This is a genomic window from Lysinibacillus sp. NPDC056959 (assembly GCF_042674095.1).
In the GTDB taxonomy this organism is placed as follows: Bacteria; Bacillota; Bacilli; order Bacillales_A; family Planococcaceae; genus Lysinibacillus; species Lysinibacillus zambalensis.
The window spans coordinates 238231-250460 of sequence record NZ_JBHURE010000006.1 but is presented as its reverse complement, the minus strand read 5'-3'; the positions used below and the strand labels follow the sequence as shown (position 1 = coordinate 250460).

The following is a 12230-nucleotide window of genomic DNA, read 5'->3' as shown; positions in this document are numbered from 1 at the left end:
GAATACGTGTTGGACCAAGGGCTTCAATGTCAAAACCCGCCTCAAGAAATATTTCACTTGGATATTTTCCTTTATCGTATTCATCAATAAAAAATTCTTTAAATTCATCCGTATAAGTAATGGCTTTCGCGCTTACCGTTTTGACGTATGGATTTAATTTTAATTGTGCCTGTTGTTGTTTCGAAAATAAATTTTTAGTCATCCTATTTACCACCGCTCGTTTTTCTTCATTATAAACAAAAATACCCTATAAGATGACCTTTTTGAAAGTGTCTATCTTATAGGGTACATTTTACACAAGACAGTCTCTTTTCCTTTTTATTGCCTATAGAGCAAAATCGTATTCATCTGGATTTGGTCCAACACGTTGTTCAAGATTCATCGCATCGATGATAGCCATTTCTTCGGTTGTTAAAGTAAAGTCAAAAATATCGGCATTTTGCATCATGCGTTCTCTACGTACAGATTTTGGGATAGTGATGACTCCATTTTGTACATCCCAACGTAAAATAACTTGAGAATTTGATTTTCCATATTTTTTTGCGATTTTTGAAATGGTTTCATCTTCAAGAAGTCCGCCTTGCATTAAAGGAGCCCATGCTTCAAGTTGAATTTGGTGCTTGTCACAGAATGAACGAAGCTCCATTTGCTGTAAACGTGGATGGAATTCCACTTGATTCACAACAGGTTTAATACGAGCAAATGATAATAAGTTTTCTAAGTGTGCAACAGTAAAGTTACATACACCAATTACTTTGATCTTGCCTTGTTCATATAGGTCTTCAAGAGCTTTCCAAGATTCAGCATATTTATCTTTCCCAGGCCAATGAATAAGATAAAGATCTAAATAATCTAACCCTAGTTTTTCTAGGCTCTCTTCATATGCAGCGATAGTTTCCTCATAGCTTAATCCGTCGTTCCATACTTTTGATGTAATAAACAAGTCTTCACGTCGTAAGCCAGTAGATGCTAGCGCTAGTTTAATACCTTCTCCTACACCTGCTTCGTTACCGTAAATAGCAGCAGTATCAATGCTTCGATACCCGACCTCAATGGCATTTTTGACCATTTCTGCAGTAGCATCATTCTCTACTTGAAAAACACCTAAACCCATACCAGGCATTTGTAGGCCGTTATTTAATGTGATTGTATCTTGCAAATGATTGACCATTTTTATTCCTCCAATTGTTTATTTTTTTGATTGCTTTTTCATTTTGATCCACTGATAGCATTTGAAACCCTCTTAAAAGACACTACGTACTAATCCCCCATCAATTCTCAACGCAGACCCATTAATAGCAGAAGAAAGAGGACTACTTAAAAAGGTAACAAAATTCGCAATTTCCTCTGGGCGAATAAGTCGCTGTATAATTGAAGTTGGCCGATTTTCTTTCATAAATCGCACTTCAGCTTCTGCCATTGACAAATTTTCATTAGGATAAAGAGTATTTAGCATCGTTTCTACGCCTTCTGTTAAAGTAGAACCTGGCATAATTGTATTGACAGTAACATTTGTTTCTTTCGTCAGCTCTGCTAAACTACGAGAAAGAGAAAGCTGCATCGTCTTCGTCGCGCTATAATGAGCCATTTCTTGTGACGGCATAATGGCTGCTTCACTCGCAATAAATATAACTCTTCCTTCCTTTTTTTGAATCATTCGTTTGAGGTACCATCGTGTAAGTCGAACTCCACTCATAATGTTGACCTCAAACATCTTCAACCATTCTTCATCTGAGATATTAAAATATTCTCTAGGCTCAAAAATCCCTAGGTTGTTAATTAGAATATCTACTTCTTGGAATTCCTCTATAGCCTTTTGACATCCTTGAGCTGTTCCTAAATCAGATACTAATGATTGAAGGTTAGCTTCGGGATATTGTTCTTGAATTTCTTGCATTGTTTGATGTACTTTTTCTTCATGGCGTCCATTAATAATGACAGTAACACCCTCAGCTACTAATGACTTTGCAATAGCTTTACCAATTCCTGCTGCAGACCCCGTAACTAGTGCCGTTTTCCCTTTTAAATTCAGAAACATAATTAATCCCTCCCAATGTAGTTTTGAAAATAATTAATTGCAATATACGCTTAATAGTATGGGGTTCCCTCATTCTTTTAAACAGTTTATGAATAAAGAAGGGAGTGGATAAGGAAATTTCTCCTAACACTCCACTCCGTTGTTTCATTCTCTACTTGATTGCTGGAAAATGAGGCAATACCTCTTGACCGAGCTCATGAATAACTTCTTCGGCCGGTCGTTTACTGTCAAATAACGCAAAGAACAGATGATTAACACCGATTTCCTTATAAATGTTTAGTAGTTCTATTAACCCCGAATTTTGCTAAAGTTATTAAATTCCTTTGGACAATTGCAGGTATTACCTTTGTTCTATTTGGAGCTATGAATTACTTTACACATATCGGATTGATTGTTAATACAATGCCAAAATAGCCCGATAATTATCTACTTAAGGGTAATTGTATGCTTGCAAAAGTAAGTAAAACAAAAAAGAATAAGCATTTATAAAAAGATTAGGCTTGTTCTTTTCCTTAAAATATAACGACGACATTACTATTTGAATAATAATTCAGACCTAAGTCTGAAGACAGGAAACGAATAAAAGTTGTATTATTTCATTTATACTTTTTAGTTATAAAAGTATTTAGGAGAAATTCTAGACAACCATTACGTAGTTTGAAAATTACTGCTACTAATACATTCAATCATATTAATTTTTAAATACTACGTAATGCGTTTGTTATATGGCACAAATATGCAAGCAGCATCTAGTACATCTTTAGTACAATGGTGTTTTTTTGATGTCTTTTTAGCCATGTGCTATATAGTCATTCATTAGGCCATTGACTGATTTTAGCTGAAGATTATTGATATGAATTAGTGCATTATATTAATTATACTTTTTAGTTTATATAGATTGTGAGTGAGAGGACGATTTGCCTGCTGAATCTATTTCGGCAATTCTACTTATACTTAATCATTATCGAGGCTAAGAATACGATTATCAGTTTTGTTTGTATATTCTTTTTAATATACCGCGTTTTTTGATGGTATTAGCTATCAGTGTATCCTGAAAATATAAATGATAGGTGGAAAATAAATTGAACTATCGAGTTTTACTGTATTACCATTATGCAAATATTCAATCTCCTGAGGAATTCGCTAAGGAGCATTTGCAAATATGTAAAAAAATGAACTTAAAAGGTCGTATTTTAGTTGCTTCTGAGGGCATCAACGGTACACTTTCTGGATCAATTGAAGAAACAAACGCTTATATAGAAATGATGAAAAATGATCCGTTATTTAAGGGTATTGTGTTTAAAATTGATGAGGCAGACGGTCATGCATTCAAAAAAATGCATGTGCGTCCAAAACCTGAGCTGGTTAATTTAAGCTTAGAAAATGATATTGACCCACTTGAAATGACAGGTCGTTACGTTGCACCTGCTGATTTTTATGAACAAATGCAGCAACAGGACACAATTGTTATTGATGCTCGAAACACTTATGAATTTGATGTAGGTCACTTTGAAGGCGCAATTCGACCAGATATTCAATCGTTTCGTGAATTACCTAAATGGATCGAAGACAATAATGAATTATTAGAGGGTAAACGTATTTTAACGTACTGTACAGGTGGTGTACGTTGCGAAAAATTTTCTGGTTGGCTTATAAGAAAAGGTTATGAAGATGTTGGTCAACTACACGGTGGAATTGTAACCTATGGTAAAGATCCAATCGCAAAAGGTCAGCTTTGGAATGGGCAATGTTATGTATTTGACGAACGCCTTGTTGTTCCAATAAATCAAGTAAACCCAACTATTGTCGGTAAGGATCATTTTGATGGGACTCCATGTGAACGTTACATTAACTGTGCTAATCCAGAATGTAATAAACAGATATTAAGTTCAGAAGAGAATGAGGCAAAACACTTAGGTGGTTGTACGATTGAATGTACAAAACATATACACAATCGTTATATAAAAATTCATGACATTTCTCACGAAGAGGTTACCAAACGTATTGCTATATTGGAGAAATCATTACATTAAGCATAAGGGAATAAAACTGAACTATTAAAAGATCTGATAACAATAAGTTACGCATAGCTCTGTCGAAAGAAATTCTTTTGGGTACTGAGTTATGCGTTACTACTTAATTTAATTGAATAGTAAGCCTTACTGACGAAGAAATGATTTAAGGCTAACAATTTATCCTGTTCATCTTCAGGAAGTAATTCACCTTCATGATAAATTGCCTCTACCAGACAACTCAAATTCAATACAATTTTGGTGCTACATCTTATGAGAATTCTTTAGTAACTGTACATATGATAAATATAATTATAAATTGAAGAACCTTTATCATTACTTAAACAAAAAGAAACGAATTTTGGAAATTCTATCTTCCAAGTTCGTGGTGTTCCACCTCCCTATGGCTATCCACTATATTGGTATTCTTCATACGGCTACTTGGCATAAAGAGTTCTTCACTAGTAAAAAATTTGTTAAAATCTCACTAAATGAATGATTTCTAAGTATGAGACTAGTCGGATCAATACAAACTGATAATAACAATTGCTTCGTTATAATTAGGAAAGTATGAAGGGAGTATTGATAGATGCCATTTATCACCGTATTTGGAGGACAAACCTTTGAAGTAGAAGAAGGAAAAAAATTAGTATTAGCTCTTGAAGATAATAATATAAATATTTTTCATCAGTGTGGCGGAATAGCAAAATGTACCACTTGTAGAGTGGAGGTACTAGCTGGTGAATATAAGGATATTTCTAAAATAGAAAAAAACGCTTTCGCTACAAAAAATATTGATGAGAATTTATATGATGACTGTTTGCGGCTTTCTTGTCAAATTCGAGTAATAGGAGACATTACAGTTCGGCCTATTTTAACCTTGGAAAATACACAGGGCGATAGAGGTCCAAGACCAGCAGATTAACCAAGAATCGATTCATTCAAACTTAAAAAGATGAATTATTCTATATCACAAATATAGAGAAAAGTTAAAAACGCGGGCTTTAAGATATCCGCGTTTTTAAGCTAAATTATTTAAATTTGCTTAAGTAACATAACATCAAGTGTTCAAAATTTTTTACAGACGACTGCTCGAGGTTGAAAACATCTGTTTCAACTATGACATCTCCCTTTGCAGCTATCAATTCCCTGCCGGCTTTTAGAAAACTTTATAAACTACTGACTTTCTATAGTATTGATAACTGCGAAATGTCCGCGCTATCCCATTACGGGTTTCTTCGAATGATATTATCTGCCATTCGTATCGCAAGTGCAACCGTTGAATTTGTCGGGTTTGCCGCAGCAAGAAAAGGTATTACACTGTTATCTGCTACATACAGACCTGAAACACCATGAATTTCTCCATACGGATTTGTTGCCGAAATAGATGGATCGGTACCCATACGACATGTACAGGATTCATGCACGTCACTTCCCGGTGGCATTAAGGTAGGCTCACCATCCAATGTAACTCCCATCGCCTCAGCAGATCGAATGATTCCCTCGCGCATTTGATTAATAACAGCCCTATCCCTTTCACTATAAGAAAAATCTACTTGGCTCAGAGGAACACCATATTCATCCCGTTCGTTAGGATCTAAGAAAACCCTGTTCTCTCTCCGAGGCTCTACCAAACCGAAAGTTGCATAGACAACACTAACTTGGTCTGGAAGTACTTTATCTTCAAACTGTTGGTAAGAAAAATATTGATTGGGACCTAATATTTGTATTTGATAAGGGAATTGACTTGTTTCACGTTTCAAAATGGCTAAATTACCGATATTATCTGAGAACTGCCTCCGACTTATTTTTCCCGTACCTAATACAAATGAATGATTAGTTAAATAGCGTCCTATAGCTGGACCACTAATCCCGGAATTTAGCAAAATTCGAGGTGTCTCTAATGTACTTGCAGAAACAACTACATTTTTTGCACGAACAGTGTAAGTTTTTTTGTCTTGTGTTGATACAACACTTACTCCAACAGTTCTTCCGTTTTGAACCAACACTCGCGTCGTATAAGCATTTAAGGCAAGATCAAATGGTTTATCATTTAAGGCATAAGCAAGAAATTTGATTGAACTAAACCATGCGTTAGAGTGAATTTCCCCCATGCGTGGTCCTCTCATATCGATGGCAAGAGGCATATTCGTGGCTTCTAAAATACCACCAGCGTGAAGCCGATTCATAAGAATCCGTTGCATTGAAGAACCATCTGCATAGGTTGTTGTACAATTCAAAACACGTTCTGCCATTCTGAAATATACATCTAATTCATCTGGATGAATAGGCCAATTCTGAAGTTGAAACTGAGCAGGTCTAGGACAGGCAGCATTCCAAAACAATGTCCTGCCACCAAGTGCGAATGTTAATCTTGCACCTGAGAATTCTGGTAAATTTTCTCCTACAGGAGTAGAATTGTCAGGCCATAGTTGATCGCGCATTCGATCGACATTCATAGTGGGGATATTCAGCGCATGTGAATGAAATAGCTTCGTCCCTTTTTCTAAAATACCGATTCGCTTAGCCCCTTGATTCTTCCACATTTCGCATAAACGGTAAAGCGTTGCCCCTCCACCTGCACCACTTCCGACGATTAGAACATCATAGTTCGTATTGGCCATTTGCTCCAGTGATTTAGTTGGGATCCAATTATTTGGATAAACCCACATAATAGCCACGCCCTTTCGCGTTAGTCTTTGACATTTAAGGTTATGACCTTTGGTATTTTGATATCACCTTTTTGGAGCTTTGAAATAAAGTTTGACTAAAAAATTTCATCCAAACCAGATTTTTGGCAAATAAATACGCAGATAGATAATTAATTAAGAAAAATAAATAAGACATAGGAAAAGGTTTAAATGCTCGTTTGGTTCCAATGTCTGTTTTTATTTATGCTACTGTTTCTACAAAATTTTCTCCATGAAAAAACCAGTTCCATGAAGGTACTGGTTTGGTATAGTATACATGAATTATTTGTAAAATTTCATTCTCTCTTCAAGTGGTTGGAATTCTTTTTCACCTGGTGATACCGTTGGATTGCCAAAAGGCATTTGCGCAATGAGCTTCCAATTATTAGGGATATTCCATTCTTTTTTCACTTCATCATCAATTAGTGGATTATAATGTTGTAAAGAAGCTCCTAATCCTTCTGCTTCCAATCCTGCCCACACAACTAATTGGTGCATACCTGATGCTTGATTTGACCAAATTGGAAAGTTCTCAGCATATGCAGCAAATTGCTCTTGAAGCGATTTAACAATTGTTTCATCTTCTAAGAATAAAACTGTACCATAACCTGCTTTAAAGGAATCCATTTTTTGTTGAGTTCCAGAAAAATCATTATCTCCAACTACTTTTCTTAACGTTTCAGTTGTGATGTCCCATAACTTATTATGTGCCTCACCTGATAATACAACAATACGTGCAGTTTGAGAGTTGAATGCTGATGGTGTATATTTCACAGCAAATTCTACAATTTCTTTAATTCTTTCATCTGATATGTTTACCTCTTTATTAATTCCGTAGTAAGTGCGTCTTTCTTTAAGTGTAGTGTAGAAATCTTTTGTCATAATTTTCTTCCTCCAAATTTACTGTAATTGTTGTTTGCACACATTGCACCAGTCGAGTAGAGATTTTTACTTACAAAATCTTTTTTAGAATCTTCAAATGGCTGTTTTATTTCCTAAGACCTCGTGAACTTCAACAGGAACACCTGTATGTTAAGTCCATAATGAGCACCGTCATTCGTATTTTCTTCCATCTTTTCGACTTTGTTTATTCTCCAGTACATATTTAGTGTTCTTGAATATGTTTTCCAAACAAACGATAGAGTATTCAACTATCTGTGGAATTAAAATTTAAAAATAAGTTGTTATTGCATGATGTTATCCCACTTACATTTTTTCGAACTGTAAGGCAAGTTTACTGAATGTCTCTACTGCAAATTGTACTAATGATTTCACTTCATCTTCATGCGCAACGTTTGCTTTGAAAAATGCAACGGCATGTCCATCTGCTCTTAAAGCTTCTGTATGTGCAATGCCTGACTCTTCGTTAATATCAGATAAAACAGCCTTAACTCCTTTTGCAACAAATGCCTTCGTAGTGGTTAAACCAATTCCTGAAGAAGCTCCTGTCACAACTGCTACTTTTCCATCTAAGTTCAACATAAAGTAAATTACCCCTTTACATAATTGATTTTCATAATAATAAAAGGGTCACCGTTGAAAGTGACCCTAATAAACAAATTGAGGGAGGATGTGACTGTCAACCAACGCCACAACCTAAAATAAGTGCGTGCGATACACTCAATATTAATTTGTGCAAATTTAGGTTACATATACATTATTATTGTTAACAATGCTGGTATTGGTGCACTTGGCTCTACACATGAATTGTCGTATGAAGATTATCATAAAGTAATTCAAGTCAACCAAGATAGCGTATTCTATGGAAGTAAATATGCAATTCAGCAATTTTTAAAGCAAGGTGGTGGCGTTATCGTAAATATCGCCTCTATTCTAGGTACAGTTGGGGAAGCGGGTGCTTTTGCTTATAATGCTTCTAAAGGGGCTGTTAATATTTTAACAAAATCACTTGCAGCTGAATATTCTTCTAGAAATATTCGCACAAACGCAATATGCCCAGGTTATGTAGAATCAGGTATGGTCAATAAAGAGGCGCTTGGTGATTTTTATGATGGCTTAGTAGCACGTCATCCATTTGGTCGCTTAGGTCAGCCTGACGAAATCGCACATGCTTGTGCTTTTGTTTGTGAGAATGAATTTATGACAGGCGCTACATTGTTAGTAGATGGTGGTTACACAGCGATTTAATATAACGTAGGGATAAAGGATTTAGAAAATGCAGGGTGTTGATCCCTATTTTCTAAATCCTTTAGGCATATTGATGAAACGATTTATCTCAAGTTAAGTTTAACGGCTCAAACAAACATAACCCTGTTCTAAATTTGGAACGGGGTTAAAAGCTTTTGGATGTAAGATACTTCACTATACTAAACCTTTATGTTCGGATGTTTAGATATTGCCTAGATAGCTTCGCGTTATGTTTTGGAGAACAATTTTCCCATTCTCGCTGTATTTTTCGAATAACTCTGACAGGAGAAAAACAAAACGTTTATACTCTTCGTCCTTTTCTTTCGGAGCATAGGACGCTGACAAGTTTCTCCCCAAAAAACCTTCATAATCAAAAATCAAATCATTTTGATACTTTTTAAACTCATACTTTCCATCCTTAAAAAAGCTGTTAAATAATTCTGGAGTTTCCTCTATTCCACCGCTAAATCCTTTGAAATTTGAACAGGTCTTTTGGCAAATTTCTGCATTTGCTTTAATAATCGGACTAGTTAAATCTCTGCTATTCCAAACAAGAGCAACATTTGCCTTTTGTTTTAAAATCCGTTGACATTCGATTTTGAATGCTTTTTTATCAAACCAATGAAATGCCTGGGCAACAGTTACTAAATCCACACTATTCCCTTTTAAAGTGGTATTTTCAGCAGTTGCTTTTATTGATTTAAAACGAGAATATAGTTTTAACGATTGCTCAGCCATCTTTCTCATGTCATCATTTGGCTCAACTCCAATAACATTTATACCTCTTTCAAGTAGCTGGCGGCTAAATATCCCCGTACCTGAACCAATATCGGCCACAATCTGATCCCCTTTTAGTTGGTTAGCTGAAAACAAATAATCAATATATTCATTAGGATAACTAGGGCGATATTTCGCATATATATCGGCCTTGTCGGTAAAATTTCCTGTTGTTTTCACATTACTACCTTCTTTCCCGCGATTTTCATTAGCTATTTTCTCAAGGGGCAATATGTTAATTAGATAATCTCTGTACTTCTTTTTTCCATTATAACAGTATCATGCCATTGCCCATGTAATTGAGCAATTTTTTCTCTTGTACCAACTTTTACAAAACCCATCTTTTTATGTAATTGAATACTTGAAGTATTGATGGCAAAAATAGATGATTGAAGCGTCCAAAAACCTGCTTTTTCACTCTCTTCAATTAGTATTTCAAAAAGCTTGGAGGCAATACCTTTTCCTTTGCTATCATTTGATATATAAACACTTACTTCCCCAACCCCAGAATATACAGGGCGTGTAGAGACAGGTGAGATGGCAATCCAAACAATAACTCTATTATGTTCTTCTGCTACAAAGCGCAAAGTTGCATGATGTCTTTCATCCCATACTTGTTCACTTTGTACATTTGTTTCAAAGGTGGCCATCCCTGTTTCGATTCCTTCTTTATAGATGTTTAATACCTCTTTTAAATCGTTGTGTTCCATTTTCCGAACAAATAATGTTTCCATTCAATTTCCCCCTTATTATTTAGAAAAGGACTGCTAGCTTTCGCTAACAGTCGAATAATTAACAACATGTATTTGATTGGTTGGAAATATTACTACTACATACGCCTGTTTCAGGTAGCTCTAATTCCACACGTTGCGAAGCTTCCAAATTGCCTGCTAAATAGGCAGTTATTGATCGGACTTGTTCATAACCTGTTGCCATTAAAAATGTTGGTGCACGCCCATAACTCTTTGCTCCGACAATATAGAAACCTTTTTCTGGTTGTCGGAGTATGTCTTCTCCATGTGCTCGTACTGTACCACAGCTATGCATATTAGGATCAATAAGTGGTGCTAATGCTTGCATACTCTCTGTTACATTATCAATGGAAAGACGTAGTTCGCTGTTTATTGAATAATCCGGTCGATTGCCTGCATTTACAATGAGCTCATCGAATCCAGTTAATACAGTTTGTTCTCCATTTGAAGTACCAACAATATTTATTTTTTCATCTTTTTTCACCATTGAAATATAAAATGGTGTCATTACTTCAATCTTCCCTGCATCTACTAATTCATGAATACGTATACCTAGAGCTCCACGTGCTTTCAAGGCATCTTTTTCTTCCCCACCATATACTTCTTTAACAGATTTTTTACGCATAATCCAAACAAGTTTCGTTGAAGGGTTCTCTTTTTGTAATGCAACCAAAGATAATAAGGTATTGATAGCTGAATGACCTCCTCCAATAACAGCGATCTTCTTGTTTGCATATCTCTTAGTATTCGTTTGGATATCTGGAATACCATACTCAATGTGACCTGCTAATACTTTTTCATTTTGCAGCCAAACACCTGTAGAATTTGCTGGATTTGGGTTCCCCCATGTACCTGTTGCATCAATAACAGCTTTAGCCTCAATGATATTTATGTCATCTTCCGTTTCAATATATATTTTAAAGGACTGATTTACACGATTTTTTGATTTCATCTTATCATTTAATTGACGTGAAACGCCCACTACCTTTGAGTTTAAATGAATGAAAGGTTTTATTTGTCCTAACTCTGCTAAAGGTTTTAAATAGAGCTCAATTAATTCATGTCCAGTCGGTAATATTTCTAGGTCAGGTTCTTGCCAATTAGTTTCCTCAAGTAAGTCTTTAGCAGCTTTATTGATGTTATATCGCCATGGAGAAAACAGTGTAACATGACCCCAAGTACGAATATTATGAGCTATTTCACTCCCAGCCTCTAGTAAAATAAAGGACTGCTTTTGTTGTACTAAATGGGCAGCTGCAGCTAACCCGATTGGACCAGCACCAATTATTACAATAGGTAAATCCTTATTTAAATCATTAAAAGCCTCTTGTGCCACGATTTTATTTGCAGTAGTACAACAAGAATCATTTTGCTTAATTATTTTAAGTATATTCATAAATAAACCCTTCTTCTCTATAAAATTTTAATATAAGCATTTTCTTATATATAGTGTATTTTTTACGTCTAGCATTGAGCTAGACGCAGTTTTATTTAAACTTTTTGATGCAATTAACATGCTTCAATCTCACACATTTTTTTCTATATCTCTTTTAAAGCTTTCTGGAATTGGGACCATGTTGAAGAACCATAGCGCTCCATATCTCCTTTAAAGAAAAAATCAAAAGCAAATGAATTGGCTTGAGCTAATGTATATTCTCTACTAGTCATAATAAGAGTCAAATAGGAAATGAAATACTCTTTTGTTAACACACTAACATGATTAACTGTCACGTTTTCATCCCCTTATTTATCAGCTTGAATGATTGCTGAAATAATGTAATTTTCATCTTTTCTCATGAGGAATATCAACTTC

General features: G+C 35.2%; 12 protein-coding genes and 2 pseudogenes. 3 read left to right on the top strand and 11 right to left on the bottom strand.

What is annotated here, in order from left to right:
* The 4 genes and pseudogenes from ACFTQ7_RS10420 to ACFTQ7_RS10405 form a co-directional block, all read right to left on the bottom strand.
* The coding region (locus ACFTQ7_RS10420) for an HTH domain-containing protein (protein WP_386828500.1) at window positions 1–202 on the bottom strand (202 nt) is incomplete at its 3' end.
* Between the two features lie 123 nt (window positions 203–325).
* Window positions 326–1171: an aldo/keto reductase gene (locus ACFTQ7_RS10415; RefSeq protein ID WP_386828499.1), complete on the bottom strand. Its 846-nt coding sequence runs from the start codon at window positions 1169–1171 to the stop codon at window positions 326–328.
* A gap of 72 nt (window positions 1172–1243) precedes the next feature.
* Complete coding sequence (locus ACFTQ7_RS10410; protein ID WP_386828498.1) at window positions 1244–2038, bottom strand: SDR family NAD(P)-dependent oxidoreductase; 795 nt, start codon at window positions 2036–2038, stop codon at window positions 1244–1246.
* 151 nt (window positions 2039–2189) lie between these two features.
* A pseudogene (locus ACFTQ7_RS10405) lies at window positions 2190–2330 on the bottom strand (LLM class flavin-dependent oxidoreductase); the annotation flags it as partial.
* Between the two features lie 790 nt (window positions 2331–3120).
* Here ACFTQ7_RS10405 and trhO point away from each other — a divergent pair.
* A complete protein-coding gene (gene trhO, locus ACFTQ7_RS10400) occupies window positions 3121–4071 on the top strand; it encodes an oxygen-dependent tRNA uridine(34) hydroxylase TrhO (RefSeq protein WP_386828496.1) in 951 nt (316 codons plus the stop codon).
* Window positions 4072–4639: 568 nt separating this feature from the next.
* A complete protein-coding gene (locus ACFTQ7_RS10395) occupies window positions 4640–4975 on the top strand; it encodes a 2Fe-2S iron-sulfur cluster-binding protein (RefSeq protein ID WP_386828495.1) in 336 nt (111 codons plus the stop codon).
* A gap of 301 nt (window positions 4976–5276) precedes the next feature.
* Here the strand turns inward: ACFTQ7_RS10395 and ACFTQ7_RS10390 are convergent, their stop codons facing one another.
* From ACFTQ7_RS10390 to ACFTQ7_RS10380, 3 genes are all read right to left on the bottom strand, one after another.
* Window positions 5277–6722 carry a GMC oxidoreductase gene (locus tag ACFTQ7_RS10390; RefSeq protein WP_386828493.1) on the bottom strand — a complete coding sequence of 482 codons (1446 nt, stop codon included), beginning with the start codon at window positions 6720–6722 and terminating at the stop codon, window positions 5277–5279.
* Window positions 6723–7022: 300 nt separating this feature from the next.
* Window positions 7023–7622: a nitroreductase family protein gene (locus ACFTQ7_RS10385; protein WP_386828491.1), complete on the bottom strand. Its 600-nt coding sequence runs from the start codon at window positions 7620–7622 to the stop codon at window positions 7023–7025.
* Window positions 7623–7946: 324 nt separating this feature from the next.
* Window positions 7947–8222: an SDR family NAD(P)-dependent oxidoreductase gene (locus tag ACFTQ7_RS10380; protein ID WP_386828489.1), complete on the bottom strand. Its 276-nt coding sequence runs from the start codon at window positions 8220–8222 to the stop codon at window positions 7947–7949.
* Window positions 8223–8399: 177 nt separating this feature from the next.
* On the opposite strand from ACFTQ7_RS10380, the pseudogene ACFTQ7_RS10375 reads away from it, so the two are divergent.
* Window positions 8400–8888 (top strand): annotated as a pseudogene (locus tag ACFTQ7_RS10375) (SDR family NAD(P)-dependent oxidoreductase); the annotation flags it as partial.
* Between the two features lie 201 nt (window positions 8889–9089).
* On the opposite strand, the gene ACFTQ7_RS10370 reads toward ACFTQ7_RS10375, so the two are convergent.
* From ACFTQ7_RS10370 to ACFTQ7_RS10355, 4 genes are all read right to left on the bottom strand, one after another.
* Window positions 9090–9845 (bottom strand): class I SAM-dependent methyltransferase, encoded by a 756-nt coding sequence (locus ACFTQ7_RS10370; protein ID WP_386828487.1) that lies wholly within the window; start codon window positions 9843–9845, stop codon window positions 9090–9092.
* 59 nt (window positions 9846–9904) lie between these two features.
* A complete protein-coding gene (locus ACFTQ7_RS10365; RefSeq protein WP_386828485.1) occupies window positions 9905–10399 on the bottom strand; it encodes a GNAT family N-acetyltransferase in 495 nt (164 codons plus the stop codon).
* A gap of 58 nt (window positions 10400–10457) precedes the next feature.
* On the bottom strand, window positions 10458–11813 hold the full coding sequence (locus ACFTQ7_RS10360) for an NAD(P)-binding domain-containing protein (protein ID WP_386828483.1): 1356 nt from the start codon (window positions 11811–11813) through the stop codon (window positions 10458–10460).
* A gap of 143 nt (window positions 11814–11956) precedes the next feature.
* Window positions 11957–12148 (bottom strand): hypothetical protein, encoded by a 192-nt coding sequence (locus tag ACFTQ7_RS10355; RefSeq protein ID WP_386828481.1) that lies wholly within the window; start codon window positions 12146–12148, stop codon window positions 11957–11959.
* Window positions 12149–12230 lie beyond the last annotated feature (82 nt).